This window comes from Paludisphaera borealis (genome assembly GCF_001956985.1).
GTDB classification, from domain to species: domain Bacteria; phylum Planctomycetota; class Planctomycetia; order Isosphaerales; family Isosphaeraceae; genus Paludisphaera; species Paludisphaera borealis.
In genome coordinates this window covers 2,188,796-2,207,669 of record NZ_CP019082.1, presented here as the reverse complement: position 1 = coordinate 2,207,669, position 18,874 = coordinate 2,188,796, and the positions used below count along the sequence as shown (strand labels likewise).

Genomic DNA, 18,874 nt, shown 5'->3' with positions numbered 1-18,874 from the left:
CCCTTGATGGCGTTCTCTAAGATATTGAGGTCTCGGGGTTTCCTTTGAACGGGTTTTCGGAAGCCAAGATTCTCAGCGCAAGGATCGGGTACATGGCAGAGCAGAATCGGTTCTACATCACGACGGCGATCGACTACCCCAACAGTCGGCCCCACATCGGGACCGCGTTCGAGAAGATCGGGGCCGACGTCCAGGCTCGGTTCCGCCGCATGGAAGGCGCCTCGGTCCACTTCTTGATGGGCAACGACGAGAACACGAACAAGGTCACCCTCCGCGCCCGGGAACTCGGGCTGGAGCCGAAAGCGTACGTCGACGACATGGCCCGGCAGTTCCAGGAGGTCTGGACCGCGCTCGAGATCTCGAACAACGACTTCATCCAGACCAGCGAGGCGCGGCACCACGAGGGCTGCAAGAAGTTCATCCAGGCGGTCTACGACGCGGGCGACATCTATCAGGGCGTCTACGCGGGCCACTACTGCACCGGATGCGAGTCATTCAAGACCGAGAAAGAGGTCGCCGAAGCGGGGGGGAAGTGCCCGAACCATCCCAACACGCCGCTGTCGTGGGTCGAGGAGGAGAACTACTACTTCCGCCTCTCCGCGTACCGCGATCGGCTACTGGCCTTCTACGCCGAGAACCCCGACTTCATCCAGCCGGAGAGCCGTCGCAACGAGATCGTCAGCCTCGTGGAAGGGGAACTGAAGGACGTCGCGATCTCGCGCAAGGGGTTTACCTGGGGGATTCCCGTTCCGTTTGATCCGGATCAGACGATTTACGTCTGGTTTGATGCCTTGTTGAACTATGTCACGGCGGTCGGCTACGGCAGCGACGACGAGCGGTTCGCCCGGCTCTGGCCGGCGGACGTCCACGTCATCGGCAAGGACATCACGAGGTTCCACTGCGCCCTCTGGCCGGCGATGCTGATGTCGGCGGGAGTCGCCTTGCCCCGGAAGGTCTTCGGCCACGGTTTCGTCTATCGCAAGAACGAGGAGACCGGCGAGGTCCAGAAGCTCAGCAAGAGTCTCGGCAACGTGGTCGAGCCGATGGACCTGATCGGCCAGTTCTCGGCCGAGGCGTTCCGGTACTACTTCATGAGTCAGTGCCCGTTCGGCGGCGACGGCGAGTTCTCGTTCGAGCGCTTCGCCGACGCCTACAACAGCGGGCTCGCCAACAACCTGGGCAATCTGTACAGCCGCATTCTGACGATGTGTCTGAAGTACTTCGAGGGGGATCTCGGCTCGACCGAGGGGATCGACCTGACGATCTGGAGGAAGGGCCTGGACGTCGGCGCGCTGACCGAGCAGCTTCGCGGCCAGGTGGGGGCGTTCGACTACAGCACGGCCCTTCAGCGGATCTGGCTCGAAGTCGTCGACGCCGCCAATCGCTACATCCAGGAGACCGAGCCGTTCAAGCTCGCGAAGACCGATCTGGAAGCCACCCGGGTGGTGCTGGCGAACGTCGCCGATTGGATGCGGTTGACCGCGATTCTGATCAAGCCGTTCCTGCCCCGGACGGCCGAGACGTTCTACCGGGCGTTCGACTTCGAGTCCGATCGACCCTGGGACGACGTCTCGTACGGCATGGCCGCGACTCCATTCTCCGGGGCTTCGCTCCGGGTCACGGCGCCGATCGTCAATGGGAAGCCGACGCCTCTGTTTCCCAAGGTCGAGACCCGCTGAGTCGCGCCTGGCGCCAACGGCGGCGGCCGAGTTTTCTGTCTTTGACGTTCCCTGTTTTCGCCGATAGAGATAAAGAATGGGAAAGGATCGGCCGCCGTCGATGTACAGGATCGCGTCCCTCGCGCCGATGCGAGGGGCAGGGGAATTACGTCATGGATGAATCAAAGCGTAAGCTGGTCGTTCTGTTATGCATGCACCGTAGCGGTTCCAGCCTGACGGCGAACGTCCTGCAGAAGCTTGGAATGTCGCTCGGCCCGTTCGAGCTGCTCGGCGCGGCGCCGAGCAATCCGTACGGGCACTTCGAACCGGTTCCGTTCCTCGAATTGAACCGGAAGATCCAGACGTGGGCGTTCGGCTTTCAGGAAGAGGGGACCGAAGATCCCGAGCTGCTTGCGCGGTTTGTCGATTCCCAGGGCGAATGGCCTTCGGACAGGTCGATTCCCGATGAGTGGTTCGCCGAGGCCGAATCGCTGGTCAGCACCCTGGTCGCGAGCGGCTCGATCTCGGGCTTCAAAGATCCGCGAACGGTCCTGCTATGGCCGTTCTGGCGACGCGTCTTTGAATCGACGGCCGGCGTCGAAGTCGTGCCGGTCCTGCTGGTTCGCTCGCCCCACGAGATCGCCATGAGCCTCTGCACGAGGAGCGGGGGGATCATGCCTTACTGGCGGGCCCTCGACCTGGTGGGGGTCCACCTCGCGCGGATGAAGGCGGTCGCTGAGGAATTCGGCGGCGACGCGAGGATCATTCGGTTCAGCGACGCCCATTTCCAGACCGATCTCCGCCAGCTCGTCGAGGCGTGCGGCCTGGCCTGGGACGACGCGACGGTCGACGCCGCTTTCGATCGGTCGTGCGTCCATCACCAGCCGGCGATCGTCTCGCACGCCGCGCAAGAATCGCTCGAACAAATCAGCGGTGACGCATGGGATGGTCTCGACCCGACGATCAACGCCGCACGCCTCGCGAAGGACGCCCGCCAATACGAAGCGACGATGCATCGATTGCTCGGCGAGACCCAGAAACAGCTTGGCGTGACGCTTTTCGATCTCCAACGACACAAGGACGTGGTCGCGGAAGCCGGAGCCATCGCGCACGCACTCGAAGCCCGAGCCGTGCGGGCCGAGACCGACCTGGTCGATGCGGAGAAGGCGTTCAACCTGGCGAAGCACTGCGTCGAACAGTCGGAGATGAACCTGGCCCGGACCATGGAGAGCCTCGTCTCGACGCAAGAGCGGCGGGTCTCGGCCGAACAGCTCCTCGCCCATACGCAGGGCGTCCTCGCCCACACCGAGAACCACGTCGTCCAGATTCAGCAGTCGTATGAGCATGCGGTCGCGCAGCTCGCGGCGGTCCAGAACCGCAACCTCGAACTCGAGCGAAGCCTGGCGCGGATGGATCAGCACCAGGAGGCGCTCAGCCTGACTCAGGAGGCCTGGACGGCCGATCGCGCCCGGCTTGCCGAGACCCAGGATCGCATCGCTCGGATCCAGGAAATGACGATCGAGCGGGACGACCAGTTCCGACTGGCCCTCGATCGCGAGCAGAAACTCTGGCTCGAAACGGTCGAGCTTCGCAAACGACTGGATCGCATCGAATCGCACGCGGTCCTCGGCGCGGCGCTCCGAGGACGAAGGCAGATCAAGCAGATCTGGCTCAAGTTCCGCCACCTGGGGCCGTCGGGCGTTGAGCGGACCACCCGGATCGATCGCCCGGTGTAGCAGGCGGAAGGCGGTCGGGGGCTTCGGCCCCCGGCGTCACCTTGGTTTTATCAGTGAAATTCAGGCGCGAACGGCCTTTGATCGAACAGGGTTGAGGCTTTTCTTGACGATCGAGACGATCCGCGAGGCCGCGCGACCGTCGCCGAACGGCGACTCGGCCTGGGCCAGCGGCCGGCCGTCGACGGCGTCGCCCAGCAGCCGCGACGTCTCCGCCACGATGGTCGCGGGGTCGTGGCCGACGAGCCGGGCCACGCCGCAGCGAACAGCCTCGTCGCGCTCGCTCACCTGGCGCAGGACGAGCACCGGCTTGCGCAGCGCGGTGGCCTCTTCCTGGATGCCGCCGCTGTCGCTGAGGATCAGGGCGGAGCGTTTCATCGCGGTCACGAACGAGCCGTAGGAGAGGGGCTCGACCAGCCGCACCCGGGGCAGGCCGCCGACGATCTCGGCGACGACCGGGCCGATGGCCGGATTGGGATGGACCGGCCAGAGGATCTCGACGTCCTCGAAACTCTCGTGGATGGCGCGGACGCTCTCGCAGATCCGCCTCAGGGGCTCGCCCTGGTTTTCGCGGCGATGGACGGTCACGAGGATCAGCCGCTTGTCGGGGTCGAGTTTCGCTCCCAGGGGCGAATCGCGCCGCGCGGCGAGGTGCAAGGCGTCGATGCCGGTGTTGCCGGTTATGTGGATCGACGCCCGCTCGATCCCCTCATGCAGCAGGTTCTCGCGTGCCGCGGTCGTCGGCGCGAAGTGGAGGGTCGACAGGTGGCTGACGGCCACGCGGTTCGCTTCCTCGGGGAAGGGCGAGTCCAGCCGATGGGTGCGCAAGCCGGCCTCGATGTGACCGAACGGCGCGCTCAGCATGTAGCTCGCCAGGGCCGCGGCCAGGACGGTCGTGGTGTCGCCCTGGGCCAGCACGAAATCCGGGTCTTCCCGTCGCAGCGAATCGTGAAGGCTGGCCAGCAGCCGATTGCTGAGGTCGGCCAGCGACTGCCCCGGTCGCATGACGTCGAGATCGACGTCCGGCTGGACGCCGAAGAACTCGAAGACGGGGGCGACCAGGTCGCGATGCTGGGCGGTGAAGATCACCCGACAGCGCGCCCACGACGACGCCCGAAGCGCCCGGATCACCGGCGCCATCTTGATCGCCTCGGGGCGGGTGCCGACGACGCAGACCACGGTCTGGCGAGTCTGTGAACTCATGCGTATTTCTCCCAGGTCAACTCCGACCCGAGGGCGGATTCAAGGTGGTGTCAAGCAGGTCCAGACAGTCGACGGAGGGCGGATTTCGCCGATCGAGCCACGCGCAGCACCGGCTCGGGGGCGTGCTCCCGGAACAACTTTCTGAGCCCGTCGCCGTTCTGAGCGGCGGACTCGACGGCGGCAGGAACCGACTCCGCGACCGGGGGCGCGCCTTCCACATGGGTCTGATACCAGTGGCGGTACGACTGGACCGGCTCGACGTCGTCGAACGGGTTGGTGAAGTACCGCATCAGGTCGTCGCGCCGGCGATAGGCCTTGCGGTGCGCGTCGCTGATCTTCAGGCCGCTGGCGTATCGGCCGTAGATGCAGGGGATCTTGCCGATCGTCGACTGGCCGAAGTGTTCGCACTGGGCGATGTACCAGTCGCGGAACTCATACAGCACCGGGCTGTGCGATCCGTAGCGGTCGAGCATCGTGAGCTGGGCGCCGCTGTCGAAGCCCGAGAAATGGTAGAAGCACAAGGGGCGGCCGTTGATCTCGATCCCGTACGGAACCTCGCCCGTCGCGCGGCGGTGGGTCAGGTTCCAGGTGGAGACGTTGTACTGGGGCTCGCGGAGGATCGTGATGTCGTCGAACAAGGCCGGCGCGAGATCCACCCAGCGCTGGTCGGTGAACAGCCCGTTCTCGACCTCGTCGTAGCAGTAGTTCCGCAACCGGTCGGCCCACCAATCGACGAACTTGCGCCCGTTCGCGCTCATCCGGACGGCCAGGAAGCCCAGGTTGTAGACGCCGTGACGCAGGCAGCAGTGTTCGTTGTCGAGGACCGCGATCGGATCGGTTTCCGGCTCGATCGAGTGCGGCGTGAGCAGCACGCTGCCCGAATCTAGCGCCCGTTCGAGCCCGTCCAGCCGGCCGGCGACGATGATGTCGGGATCGAAGTAGTAGATCCGGTCGGCGCCGAAGCGGTCGGCGATGTACTGGAACGCCGTTCCCTTGACCGCCGTGCACAGCTCGACGAGGCGGTGTCGGAAGATGAATCGGGGGAGTTCGTCGATCGGCAGGTCGCGGATGTTGATGATCGAGTCGAACGCTTCGGTAATGTGCGGCGAGCAGGCCGGCATGTCGTCCGAGAGCACGACGTGGAAGACCGCCTCGGGTTGAACCCGCTTGACCGAATGGGCCAGTGCGGCGGCCTTGGGGAGGTAGTTGGCCGTGATGCTCGTGAAGACGTGCATGGGCATTCCTTTGCGCCAGACAAGATTTCGACGTCACGCGGCCGGTAGTCGGCGATTCGAGGCCGACGACTCGTTGAGACGTCGACCGATCGCTCGTTTCCAACAGACGCGGCGCGAGGCGATCCTTCTCCCTCCATGGCTCGGGAAATCGCATGCGCCGGGTCGTCCGCCCGCTCTGAATCGTGGCGAGAATGTAAACCCACCGTCCGAATCTGTCAATCGACGCAAGCCGAATCCAGTTTCGACCGATCTCGCCGAGCGGTCGCGGTTGCCAGCCCGAGCGACTTCAACCCCGTTGTGGACTGCATGAATTTTTATTCATTGGGCGCGTCTCCGGATCGGGCAAGCCGATTGATGAAAATGGATGTGTGGACGGGGTTTCGGCGGTCGGTCGGCTCGTGTGGAACCTCGATCCTTGGGCGGTCGCATCAATAAGGTTGGAGACGTGGTCCGCACCGGCCGAAAATCATTAGGGCGATCGTGAGCAAGGATATAGGTGATTCGCGACGGGCGCGGGAGGCGGTCGGCGAGGGGATGGAACCCTCGCCGAGAAGTTGCGTCGATTGCAGTGAAGCACGGCGGCCCGAGGAGGCCGGTCGGGCGGTCTTCGCCGATCGATCGAGAGCCGATCGAGCTTGGCGAGTCATCGCATCGCCGGCCTTTGGATTGACAAGGGGTGGTCGTACTGTCATTAGTCTGCTGGTCAGCAGCGGGAGTCCCCTGGGTTCGCGCGAAGTTAGCACCCGGCAATCGGAGGCCGTCTCACACGCCGACCCGACCGGACGCAAGGGCGTCGGTGTCGGCCAACGTGCTTCAGATGGTTTGCGGGCATGGACTTGGCGCGAGGCAGGGGATCAAGGAGCGCGTAGGACATGGATGTCTCACAGTATCTGTCGGAAGCCTCGTTCTGGATGCCCGACCAATCCTGCGAACCGCTCAGCCAGGCTCTATTCAGTCCCGTAGCGTTCTGGACCGTCCAGGCTGCGCAGCCGAAAGAGATCATTCAGCTCGGGATTCGACCCCTCGGCGTGTATTTCAGCCTCGGTGAAGCGGTCAAGCGACTAGGTCTCGGAACGCGCTGTACGGCTGTCGACGCTATGCCGTCGCGAAAGTCGGGCGCGGCGTTCGTCGATGCGGCTCATCAGCGTGCGCGAGTGAGCCACGACCGCGCCTTCGGCGTATTTTCGAAGCTCGTGCTCGTCGCCGCCGAGGAGGTCGTCGAGACCTTCGCCGATCACTCGATCGACCTCATGGTTCTCGCCGACGCCGAGAAGGTCGAAACGTTCCAACGCGATCTGGACGCCTGGGCGTCCAAGCTCTCCGACCGGGCGGTCCTCCTGCTGCCGAGGACTGGCGTTCAGCGCCGGGGCTTGGGGTCGTACCACCTCTTCCACGAACTCGCGAGCAGGCATAAGACCTTCGAGTTCACGCACGGCGACGGTTTCGGCCTTGTGGCGATGGGCGCGAAGGTTCCCGAGCGGCTCAGGCCGTTGTTCGAGGCTCATGAGGTTCCCCCTTTGCGTAACGAGATCCGCCTCGTCTATGCACGGTTGGGGCAGAGCCTGATTGATCGAATGAAAGCCGAACAGCGCCAGCAAGTGGACTACCCCGAGGACGACGCGGCGATCCTTGGCATGGGTGCCCGGGGCGAAGCTGATTATTACTACGACGCGAGCCCGACCGTGAACGAAAGCGGCCTTAAGCGAAGTCCCTCCGTCGGCTTGGCCGATTTCAGCGCCCGTGAGGAGAACCAGGCCCTCCGCGAGGAGAACGTCTTGCTTCGCGAGGAGAACTCGCTCCTCGATGAGAAGCACCAGTCGATGAGCCACGAGAACTCGGCCCTCCGCCAGGAGAACCCCTGGCTGCGCCACCATCTCGCCCATCACCAGCATCACCACGCCGTGACCCTCGACCAGCTCAACCGTCTTCAGCACAGCCTCGGCTGGCGGTTGCTCGAAAAAGCGAGACGGTTCCGCGGCAGTTACTTTCCCGAGACCCGGCTGCACGGGCGCTGCCTGGTCCTCGCCACGCGATTTGCGCGCATCGCCGTGACCGTCGGGCCTCGTGCGGCGGTTGGGAAGGCCTCGCGGCGCGTGGTCAGAAAGATCAAGACCACGCTCAAGATCCGAGACTCGGTGTCGGCGCAGACGGCTCTCGAATCGTCGCCGGTTTATCGCTCGATCGTCCCCGCTCGAAGTACCGCACGGTTCGAGGATCTGCCGTGGACCTACACGGGGGCTCGCCCGCTCGACGGCGCCCGCACCAGGCCGACGTTCAAGATCCTTCTGGTCGGCCACGCCGCCTGCCGGACCGGGGCGCCGCTGTGTCTGCTCCGACTGTCCGAGGAACTGTCCAAGCTGCCCGACGTCGAATGCTGGACCGTGCTTCGATCCGGCGGCGAACTCTCCGAACAGTTCGCCCAGCACGCCCCAACGTTCGATCTGCAAGCGCTCTGCGCGCAGGGAGTTTCCTGGTCAGACGCGCCCCATACGATCGCCGCGCGATTTCGGGAATTCTCTCGAACCGGCGTTGCGATCTGCAACACGATGGCGGTGAGCGAGTTTCATGAGGCCTTTGCCGACCAGAACGTCCCGGTGCTGTCGTGGATTCACGAGCTGCCGACGTTCATCGACATCCTCGGCGGCAAGTCCGCCATCGACCGGATCAAGTCGGCGAGCCGGCATATGATCGTCCCCGCCGACGTCGTCCGCAGCGCGTTGATCCAGCGGTTCTCGATTGAGCCGTCGTCGATCCGGACGCTTTATTACGGACTCGACGCCAAGACGCGCGACTTGAATCACGAGCCGATGCGAGCGCGCATCCGCGCCGAGCTTGGTCTGCCCGACGACGCGCGGATCGTCGTCGGTTGCGGCACGATCGATCTGCGGAAGGGCGCCGACCTGTTCGTCCAGATGGCGCGGCAATTTCTGAACGATCCGGCGATGGCCGCTCTGGCCGCCCGAACCTGGTTCATCTGGGTCGGACATCCCAGCGATCCAGGGCTCCGCAAATGGTTGGCCCACGACATCGAGGCCGCCGGCTTCGCCGATCGAATCCGGTTCCTGGGCACGCGCGAAGATATGTCGCCGTATTTCCTGGGCGCCGACGTCTTCGCCCTGACCTCGCGTGAAGACCCTTGCCCGTTCGCCAACCTGGAAGCCATGGAAAGCTCGCTGGCGGTCGTGGCGTTTCAGGGCTCCGGCGGCGCGCCCGAGGTGCTGGGCGACGCGGGAATCGCCGTGCCGTACCTCGACGCCAACGCGATGGCCAAGGCTGTGCGCCGGCTCCTCACCGACCACCCGCTGCGGTCGGCGATGGGCCGCAAGGGCCGCGCGACCATCCGTCGCGATTTCACGTGGCCCCGATTCATGGACGACATGCTCGGCATTCTCAGGTCCGAGTATGATTATCGACCCGCTCAGAGCCTCAAGGTGTCGGTGATCGTCCCCAACTATCGCCACGCCGCCTACCTGGAAGACCGCCTTCGAAGCATCTTCGAGCAGACGGTGCGTCCGCATGAAATCATCGTTCTCGACGATGCCTCGCCCGACGACAGCGTCGAGGTCGTCAAGCGGCTGGCCTCCTTGTCGCCGGTTCCGATCCGTGTGGTCGTCAACCAGAAGAACAGCGGGAGCACGTTCAAGCAGTGGATGAAGGGCTTCGAGATGGCGACCGGCGACCTGGTCTGGATCGCCGAATCCGACGACTGTAGCCACCCCGAGTTCCTCGAACGGCTGCTGCCGGAATTCCACGATCGCGGCGTCGCGCTCGCCTACTGTCAGTCGGCGCTGATCGGCCCGGAAGGCCAGGTCTGGGTGGCCGACTTCCTGGCGCACACCAACGACCTTTCGCCGGATCGCTGGCGTTCGCGGTATTCGGCCGAGGGGACTGAGGAGGCTGAGTTCGCGCTCAGCCAGAAGAACACGATTCCCAACGCCAGCGCTGTGGTATTCCGGCGCAGCGAGCGGCTGAGCTTCGCCGAGGAACTGGCCGGCATGCGGTTCGCCGGCGACTGGCTGTTCTACGCCATGCAGATCCGCGACCGAAAAATCGCCTTCGTCCCCGACGTCTTGAACTTCTATCGACGCCACGAGCAGACGGTCTCCCACCAGTCGGTCAAGGCCGACACACACGCGGAAGAGACTCTGCATGTGAAGGCCCGCATCTTCGAGACCTTTTCGGTCTCGGCCAACGCGATAGCCCGCAGTCTCGGGCAGACGCTCCTCGAATACAACTCGCTGACCGAGCGATTCGGACTGAAGCGGCCTCCGCTCATGGCCAACGCCCGGGCCGTGGCCCCTTTGAATCGGATTCGCGAGATTCTCGCCGACCGCGTCGGCGGACGTCCCGACCTCAAGGTCCTGCTGGTGATCGACGGGGCCGAGAAGGGCGTTGCAGCCGCCTCGATGCTTCATCTGGCCGACGCCCTGGCCCGCGATCATCAGGTTTTTCTCTGCTGCGTGGCGCCGGTGGCGGCTCATGACGACCTGGCGAGCCGGCTCGACGGCCGCGTAATTCTTCTGGAAGGGACCCTCGGCGACACGCCGTGGTCGGGCTCCGATTCGCCCGCCGGCGCGCTCAACCGCCAGCGGATCGAGATCCTCCGCGAGCTGATCCGGTTTCATCGCATCGACGTAATTCATTCGCGATTCGTCCGGGCCGATCAGCTCGTCCTCGAACTCAATTCCGAGTTGAACATCCCCTGGTTCATTCACCTCGAAGAAGGTCGTGACGGCTGGCTCGACGACGAGAGCGACTCGACCGAAGACGATCGCCCTTCATCCGGCGCGTTGGCGTCGATCTCGGGAATCTTCCATGAGAGCCAGGCGAGCCTGAAGTTGGCCGAGAAGTGGCCGGTTCTCGCCGGCAAGCGGTGGATCAAGATGTTCAGCGGGTTCCAACCCGACGCGCTGCTTCAGCGCGATCCGATTCCGATCAGCAAGCGGGACGGCGATTTCCTGGTTTACCTGATCGACGACGGGACCGGCTCGAAGCTTTTCTGGAAGGAAGCGATGGACGCGGTTCAGATCGTGAACCGCATGCCGTCGGCCGAACGCGCCGATCGTCGCGTCCGACTGGTCTTGCCGGACGCAGCCGTCGCCGCGCTCAAGCGCGATCATCGTCATCACCATCTGAATCGGATGACGATCCCGGCGCCTCGGGCCATCGATCCGTTGGCCTTGCTCGCCCAGTGCGACGCCGCCCTGGCGCCGCACGCCGAAGCCGCCAACGAGGCCCTCTCGCTCGTCGCCGCCGCACTAGCTTGCAATGTCCCGGTGATCGCTCCCGATCGCGGTGTCGTCCACGATATGCTCGCCCACGACCGCAGGCGAGCCGGCATTTTCCTGCCTCCCAACGATCGATCGGTCCTCGACGTCGATCGAATGGTCTCCGCCTTGCTCCGGTATCTCAAGCAGCCGGAGCTTCACGGCGAACACAGCGACGACGCGCGACGGATTTTCGACGAACGATTCCACATCGACCGGACGTCGGCCGTCTGCACCGAGTCGTATTTCCACGCCCGCGACTTCCTCATCTTCCCTCGCGAGCCCCGCGTGATTCTCTCGATTCAGGATCGTTCCCAGGGATTCGTGTCTCGCGAAAGCGCCTGACGGGGGGGGGCTTTAGACCTTCATAACGCCGCAGCAACGCCCGGCCTCATAAGAACTGGTGGCTCCGAGATATAAGCCCGAAGCGCCAACGAGTGAATGGTTCCAACGGCCGACCGGAATTTCACTCGCTGGCGCGTCGCGCTTGTACTCGGACCCGGCCGACCGCAAGACGCCATTTTCATGAGGCCGGGCTTCGCCACGGCGTCATGATCGTTTGTATCTGGATTTGAGCAATCGCAGCCGATGACGAGGCGCAATAAGAAACCCCGGCCGATCGACCGGGGTTCTTGCTTGTTCGGAGTCAGTCAGGGCTCGTCTCAGCGTTCGCGCTTGACGATCCAGAGGTCCTGGTGGAACCACCACTCGGCTTGCTTGTAGTTGGCGATCGGCGAGCCGACGACGCGATGGACTTCGGGGATCACGAAGTTCGGGAGGCTGAGAGTAAGGCCGTATTCTTCGGCGTCGAGGTCGTGCTGCTCGCTCCGGGCCTGGAACCAGAAGCCGTCGGCCGGGATGTCCTCGGCAGTGATTTGCAGGCCGCCGATGCTCTTGATTCCGTGCGTCGTGAACAGCAGGTAGCCGGGGGCGTTGAGGGAGTTGTACAACGCCTTGATCCAGCGTCCGAAGGTCGCCTTCGGCATGTGCGAGAAGAACGAGAGCGCGAAGATGGCGTCGTACTTCTCGGGCGTCGAGAACTTCTCGGGCGTGTGCGCCGATTGGAGCGCCTTGACGCCGATCTTGTTCGTCAAGAAGTCGATCGCTTCGGGGTGGATGTCGCAGCTCGTCAGGTCGAACCGGGGGTTCTTCTTGAGGTGTCGTGAGACGCAGCCGTAGCCCGAGGCGAACTCGAGCAGCTTGATCGGCTTCTTTTCCTCGCCGAACAGGCTGGTCAGCTCCTTGTCGAGCTTGTCGGCCGAGCGGGCGCCGTCCTCAAAATAGTAGGTCGTCGCGCTGTCCAGTGACAGCTCGGGGTGGGTCGCGACGAACCAGAAGATGAAGTCCTTGGGATGGACGTCAGGCGTCACGCCCTCCTTCTCGGCGGCGAGGCCGTTGAGCCGGAGCATCTCCCCGGTGAGCGCGCCCTCATTGGGAGGGACGGGGACTCCGCCGGTCTTCGGCTTCGAGGCTTCGGCGACCTCGGCCTCGGACTTCGTGCCGTTGACGTTGACGATCTTCGGCGCTTCGGCGCCCGGGGCGACCTTGAACAGCAGCGCGTACTGGCCGCAGACCTCGCCGAGCTTGACCGCGAGGGAGAGACCGGCCTCGGCCGCGAGTTCGGCGAAGTAGTCGATGTCGATGTCGACCCGAACCTCATTTCCCGAGTACCGCGTGCCGGGCGCGGGATTGATGTGGATCGTCGGCAGGAACATCCCGCTCGGCGACAGCACGCGGCGGACTTCACGCAGGTAGTGCTTGGCGTCGGGTTCAAGCAGGTGCGTGAACAGCGAGCAGCCCCAGGCCAGGTCGATCGAACCGTCCGTGGCCGGGAAGACCAGCTCGGACGCCTTGATCGTCCCTTGCGGGTTGTAGCATTCCGAGTAGACGTTGTAGCAGTGGAACTCGAACTTCGAGCCGATCCGCGGAACCAGGGTCTGGTTGCAGTAGTCGATGCTGTCCTGGATTACATCGAAGCCGATGAACTTCTTGATATGCGGATGGTACGCTAGGTTGCGCGCCATCTTGCCGCAGCCGCAGCCGATGTCGAGGACCTGCGAATTCGGCTTGAGGAACTTGCTGATCAGGATCTGCCAGGCGTCGCCGCTGACGAGGTAGCCGGCCATCGACGGCGAGCCGACCGTGGCTCGGACCCCGGCGCCGGCGATCGGCGGCACGATCCCCGAGACGTGCTCGGTTCCCAGGACGAACGGCTCAAGCCCCTCGAACTGCCCCTGTTCCTTGCGGTACTGGGCGAGCTGCATCTTGAGCCACGACATCTCCAGTTCCAGCGCCTGGACGTTGGGCGCCTTGCCCGAGCCCTCGCCGGTGAGGCCGACCGGGGAGGCGCTCGGAAAGAGAACGCCTCGCAGTCCTTGGCGGACGCGAGCGAGCTTGCTTCTCTCCGGCTCGATGGGATGCGTCGCAGAGTCTGGCGACGTCGGCTCTGACGTGATCGAGTTCGACATTCGAGCTCTCTTTCTTTTCTCAAGTCGACGAAAAGGGCGACGAAGTGATTGACGCCCTGGCCCCACTTGAGTCGGAGGAGGGCGGATTGTCGCGCGGGACTATAAAAGGGAACGTCCGATCAGACAAGACCAGAAAACAGGCGAGAACGGGGACCGACGAACACCTCGGTCGTCGCGGCGTCGGCCCCGAACAGGCCGCCCAACCTTCCCGACGATCGATGCGAGATTCGTTATTTTTTCACGTGCGAACTGGATTGAATCGGGTTCTCCGCGATCATGGCGGGCTCGATCGTGGGGAGCAGGTCGTCGGTGATGTAGGCCAGGTAGTACAGAGTCCGCTCGACGCATTCGAAGATTACGACGTCAGGCTTATAGCCCTTGACGGTGCTTGTGACCACGCGTTGATCGCGAATGAAGATCGACGAATCGAAGTTCTCCGCGAGATAAGGCATCAAGAGCAGCATAAATGAATCGTGATAAACGAGAGCTTTCGGGAGGCGAGCGTCATGGCTCTTGTAGGTGATGGGGGGGGCCGCCCAGCTCGACACCGGCGTCGAGTCGTACTCGAACGGGACGATCGCACTGCGTGGCGACTTGAGCAAGACTTGGTGCGACCGCTCCGAGAGTCGCGTCCCCAGGTGGAGCATCTGGGTCATGTCACCCTGATGTCGTTCGCCTTTGCGCACGAGGTCGTCAGGACCGAACGGTGTGATCGCCGGGAATTTCTCCTTCAACCAGCGGGTGGTCTCGTGATACCCCACCAAAGCGCCTTCGTAGTTCCAGTGGGTGTCGCGAAGGTAAAAAAGCGGCTTTCCCGGCTGTTTCGCCTTTTCGAGCGCGGGTCGAAGGTCGACGATCTCGATGTTGGTCGTCGCCTTCAGGTGGTCGATCAATTGATCGGTGAACGTCGGTCCGTCAAGCGGGTTCAACCACTCCGGGAGCAACTCCGAGTACGTTGTGCTCTTGTCGGGCGCGACGACGAAGACGAACTTGGCGCCCATGCTCTCGGCCCATTTCCGCCGGCTTTCGAGTAGATCCTGAAGCCGTTTAAGCCTCCGGTCCGTCACAGGCAAGACCCGGCGATACCTCGCCGTCTCATGCCCGAAGTCGTGGCGCGGCACGACGGCTTCTCCCGCGAAGAACATCGCGCCGTGTTTTCCCGGCAGGACCGACGCATTCGTCGAGACGTCGAAGACGTTGTAGCGGAGCAGCGAATTGAACGTGACGAGCTGGCCGCGTCCCTCGAACTGGTCCTCGAAGAACGATTTGAAGTCGGCCACGAACTTCGACGGCGCCGCCGCGAATTGCCAGATCGGCGGCCGCGGCGTCAGCGCCCGCTTCTCGGTCACGCCCCGCGCCTTGAGCTCCTCCGGGTTCTCGACGAGCGAGAGCGCGGGGTAGACGAGGATCGAGAAGAAGCCGACGATCAGCAGAAGATCGGCGCGCCGGCCCGACGCCTTTGGTCGATGTTCATATGGCATAGATCAGAACCGGAAGTAAATGAAGGGGTTGTAGCTCTTCTGCGCCACGAAGCTCAAGCACAGGACGAGAATCGAGCAGTAGGCCGCGACCCGCGCCAGGCGGATCGGCGCCGGCGCGAACGAGCCCCAGCGGTCGGCGAGCGTGGTCTCGAATTCCTCGATCTTTCGCCCCAGCCGGCCCAGCAGGGGCGTCGATAGCAGGGCGGCGATCGCCAGGAGCGCGGCCACCTCGTTGGTCAGGTAGAGGCTGACGTGGTACTTGATCCCGGCCCCCGAGCCGAAGCCGAACATGGCCCTTAGGATTTCACCGGCCCCGCTCAGCGTATCCATCCGGAACACGACCCAGCCGACCACGACGGCCAGCACGAGGTAGGCGTGCCGCAACGGCCGCCACAGGCGATCGAGGACGCGTCCCAACCCTACGCGTTCGATGACGAGGAAGGCTCCCTGGTACAACCCCCAGACGATGAACGTCCAGTTGGCGCCGTGCCAGAGGCCGCAGAGCAGGAAGATCGTCATCAAATTCGAATACGTCCGGGCCGAGCCGCGCCGATTGCCCCCCAGGGGGATGTAGACGTAATCGCGGAACCAGCTCGACAGCGAGATGTGCCACCGCCGCCAGAAGTCGGTGACCGAGGTCGCCCAGTAGGGATGATCGAAGTTCTCATGGAACCGAATTCCGAACATGTGGGCGAGGCCGATCGCCATATCGGAGTAGCCCGAGAAATCGAAATAGATCTGGAACGTGTAACAGGCCATCGCCAGCCACGACAGGCCGGCGTTCAGCTCGCTCGAAGGGATTCCCAGGATCAGGTCGGCGGTGGCCGCGAGCTGGTTGGCGATCAGCAGCTTCTTCGCCAAGCCGCCAAGGAACCTGCGTATCCCATAGGCGAACTCGTCGACCGCGAGCGTTCGCGCCTTCATGGCCGCGACGATGTCGGCGTACCGGACGATCGGCCCGGCGATCAGGTGGGGAAAGAGCATGACGTAAAGCGCCAAGTCGATCGGATTGCTCTCGCGTTTGATCGTGCCGCGATACACGTCGCTCAGATATGAGATTGTATGAAACGTGAGGAAGGAGATCCCGAGCGGCAGCGGAATCAATCCGACCTCGATCGGCGGAAGCTGGAGCGAGGCCAGGGCCGCATCAAGGTTCGCGACCAGAAACGTGCAGTACTTGAAGTAGATCAGGACAAGGAGATTCGACGCGACGCCCGCTCCGAGCAAGAGCTTTCTCAGAGTCGGCCGTTGTATGTATCCAAGAAGCAGTCCGAAAACATAGTTGACCGTGATCGATCCGACCATCAAGAGGACGAACCGCCCTTCCCCCCAGCAATAGAAGAGGAAGCTCGCCGCCAGCAGCCACAGGTTCCTGAGGCGGGGGCGGAGGACGCAATGGATCAAGACCACCGTCGGTAGGAACAAGAAGAGAAACGTAGGCTCGGTGAATAACATGGAATCACCCGTTCTGCGTGTCGCGAATCCCGGCGCGATTCCGTCGGATACGCCTCTTCGCGCGTGTCAAATTATGGAGGCCTACCCCGAGACTTGCGTCGGACTTCTATCAGAGAGTCGCGGAGACGACAAGATCGATTCGCATGGCGCCGACGCTGAATTCAACAACGCGCGCCGTCTCCGGCTCGACGTCCCGCGTACAAAAGTCGGGACGCGCCTTGACCGGTTTTACAGAAGGATGGTACACCTCCGGCCTCCTGTATCGTCCGAGCTTCCTTTACGTCGAGAATCAACATCGTCCGGAGCATTGGCATGGCTCAGAAACGGAACGCCGACGTCATCGTGCCGGTCGTGCGCGGCGATCTTGCGATCCTCGGCCGCCTCCAGAAGATCCTCGATGTGAGCGGGCCCACGCTCGGGCGGCTGTTGCTGATCGACGACGGCTGCTCCGATCTCGACCTGGCGGAAGGTCTGGCCGAACTCGTCGCGACTGAGCCGCGGCTTCACCACCTGCGATGCGCGCGCAACCTCGGGTGGGTCGAGCGCTGCAATCGCGGCCTGGCCGCACGGCGCGGCGACGCGGTCGTCGTCTATGCCGAGACCGTCGTGACCGAGAGGTGGCTGGCTGGGCTCGCCGATGCGGCCCACTCCGAGGAGCGGACCGCGCTCGCCGCGGCGGTGGGCGTCGACGCCGATGATTTGGACATAGACGAGGCCGGCGTCCGCCGAGCGGTCGAGGGACTGGCGCCCTGGACCTCAACGCCCCGCGCCGGGATCGGCTGCAATTACCTGCGTGGCGACGTGCTCGACGCCGTGGGGCTGCTCGATCCAAGGTTCAAGACCGCCTCGGCCGCACTCGACGACTGGCTAATGCGGGCGCGTTCCCTGGGATTCTTCGCCAAGCGAGCGAATCATGTGTTCGTTTTTTGCGGTGAAGACCGCGAGGCCGGATCGAAGTCTGGCGACGGCGCGACCTTGCACGCGAAGCACGAGCATCTGGCGCGCCAGGTCGACCGCTTCGAGAGGTCCCTCGACGCCTCGCTCGTGCGCCACGCGATCGAGTATCAGGCCTCGGGCAGGCTCCGGGTCGCCTACGACGTCCGCCACCTGCCGTTGGAGCAGAACGGCACGAAGATGTACGCGATCAGCCTGGGAAAGGCTCTCGCGGCCATCCCCGAGATCGATCTGACCCTCCTCGCCGCTCACCCGATCCAGGCTGAAGGCGTCCCCGGCCGCATCGTCTCTCCCGACGAGTGGGCCGACGACGTCTCCGTGATTCACAAGCCGGCGCAGATTTTCGACCGACGCCACGCCAAGCTGCTCTTCGAGTCCAAGGCGCACGTGGTCGTCACGTATCAAGATCTGATCGCCTATCGTCTACCCGGCGTCTTCGCGACCGAAGACGACTACAATACGTATCAAAATACGAGTCGTTTGACGCTCCAGGCCGTGCAAGGAATTCTGGCGTACTCCCGTTGCACGGCCCGCGAGATCGCCGACGAGTTCGGCATTCCGATCGACGAGATTTCGCCGATCTTCCTGGGGGTGGACGTAGATGCGTTCGCGGCTCCGGTCGCCGAGGCGGAGGAGATTCGCGCGCGGCTCGACCTGCCGCCACGATACTTCCTCAGCCTCGCAAGCGACTATCCCCACAAGAACCTGGCGGGCCTGCTCGAGGCGTACGCACTGTTTCGACAGTGGTGGCGCGAGGACGAACCACCCGCGCTGGCGCTCGCCGGCAACGCTCCCCGGACTGCCGCCGGCGTCCATGACCAGCCCGGCGTCTCGTTCCTCGGCTCGGTCTCCGACCACGAGTTGAAGGTGCTGTACCAGAACGCCGAGGCCCTCGTCTTCCCCTCGGTCTATGAGGGGTTCGGGCTTCCGCCGCTCGAAGCGATGGCGACCGGATCGCCCGTCGTCGCGATGCCGTTTTCCTCCGTTCCCGAAGTCTGCGGCGACGCCGCGCTTTACTCGGATGGACTCTCACCCATCGACCTGGCGCGGGCGATGCAGCGTCTGGCGATCGACGAAGATCTGCGGACGGAGCTGACCGAGAGAGGCCGTCAACGTATCGAGGCGCTTCACTGGCAAGCGACGGCCCGCGCGACATTCGAGGTCTACCGGAAGGCCGTCACGAATCCGTCGATCCGTTCGCTTCAGATGCGGCGCAGCCTTCAGGAAGCCATTGCCCTGTGGGCCGAGCCTGCTCCGGTCGTCGTCGCGCCCGCGCCTCCTCCCGAGGTCCAGGTCGTCCACGTGGTCCAGGAACCCGAGCCGCTCGGCATCTTCAACGCCTGCAACGATCTGAATATCGCGGTACGAAGACGGCTGAAGCGCGAGCTGAAGCGGCTGGCGGGCCGTCGTTCGGCCTGAC

9 protein-coding genes are annotated in these 18,874 nt (G+C 63.9%); 4 read left to right on the top strand and 5 right to left on the bottom strand.

Annotated features, from left to right (window positions below; all coding sequences use genetic code 11):
* The first annotated feature begins 92 nt into the window (after positions 1-92).
* Together metG and BSF38_RS08625 are read left to right on the top strand one after the other, a co-directional pair.
* Positions 93-1,679 carry a methionine--tRNA ligase gene (metG, locus tag BSF38_RS08630; protein WP_076344776.1) on the top strand — a complete coding sequence of 529 codons (1,587 nt, stop codon included), beginning with the start codon at positions 93-95 and terminating at the stop codon, positions 1,677-1,679.
* Positions 1,680-1,831: 152 nt separating this feature from the next.
* Positions 1,832-3,394, top strand: a complete 1,563-nt coding sequence (locus tag BSF38_RS08625; RefSeq protein WP_145952029.1) for a hypothetical protein — start codon at positions 1,832-1,834, stop codon at positions 3,392-3,394.
* A 60-nt stretch (positions 3,395-3,454) separates the two neighbouring features.
* Here the strand turns inward: BSF38_RS08625 and wecB are convergent, their stop codons facing one another.
* Positions 3,455-4,594, bottom strand: coding sequence for a non-hydrolyzing UDP-N-acetylglucosamine 2-epimerase (gene wecB, locus BSF38_RS08620; RefSeq protein WP_076344772.1), 1,140 nt, complete (start codon positions 4,592-4,594; stop codon positions 3,455-3,457).
* 50 nt (positions 4,595-4,644) lie between these two features.
* Positions 4,645-5,829: a glycosyltransferase family protein gene (locus BSF38_RS08615; protein ID WP_076344770.1), complete on the bottom strand. Its 1,185-nt coding sequence runs from the start codon at positions 5,827-5,829 to the stop codon at positions 4,645-4,647.
* 872 nt (positions 5,830-6,701) lie between these two features.
* On the opposite strand from BSF38_RS08615, the gene BSF38_RS08610 reads away from it, so the two are divergent.
* Positions 6,702-11,441, top strand: a complete 4,740-nt coding sequence (locus tag BSF38_RS08610) for a glycosyltransferase (protein ID WP_076344768.1) — start codon at positions 6,702-6,704, stop codon at positions 11,439-11,441.
* Between the two features lie 317 nt (positions 11,442-11,758).
* On the opposite strand, the gene BSF38_RS29890 is transcribed toward BSF38_RS08610, so the two are convergent.
* The 3 genes from BSF38_RS29890 to BSF38_RS08590 all read right to left on the bottom strand — a co-directional run bounded on the left by BSF38_RS29890 (position 11,759) and on the right by BSF38_RS08590 (position 16,500).
* On the bottom strand, positions 11,759-13,564 hold the full coding sequence (locus BSF38_RS29890; protein ID WP_083712800.1) for a methyltransferase domain-containing protein: 1,806 nt from the start codon (positions 13,562-13,564) through the stop codon (positions 11,759-11,761).
* Between the two features lie 230 nt (positions 13,565-13,794).
* A complete protein-coding gene (locus BSF38_RS08595) occupies positions 13,795-15,045 on the bottom strand; it encodes an alginate O-acetyltransferase AlgX-related protein (RefSeq protein ID WP_076344766.1) in 1,251 nt (416 codons plus the stop codon).
* 3 nt (positions 15,046-15,048) lie between these two features.
* Positions 15,049-16,500, bottom strand: coding sequence for an MBOAT family O-acyltransferase (locus BSF38_RS08590; protein WP_076344764.1), 1,452 nt, complete (start codon positions 16,498-16,500; stop codon positions 15,049-15,051).
* A gap of 312 nt (positions 16,501-16,812) precedes the next feature.
* Between BSF38_RS08590 and BSF38_RS08585 the strand changes: the two genes are divergently transcribed.
* A complete protein-coding gene (locus BSF38_RS08585) occupies positions 16,813-18,873 on the top strand; it encodes a glycosyltransferase (protein ID WP_076344762.1) in 2,061 nt (686 codons plus the stop codon).
* Position 18,874 lies beyond the last annotated feature (1 nt).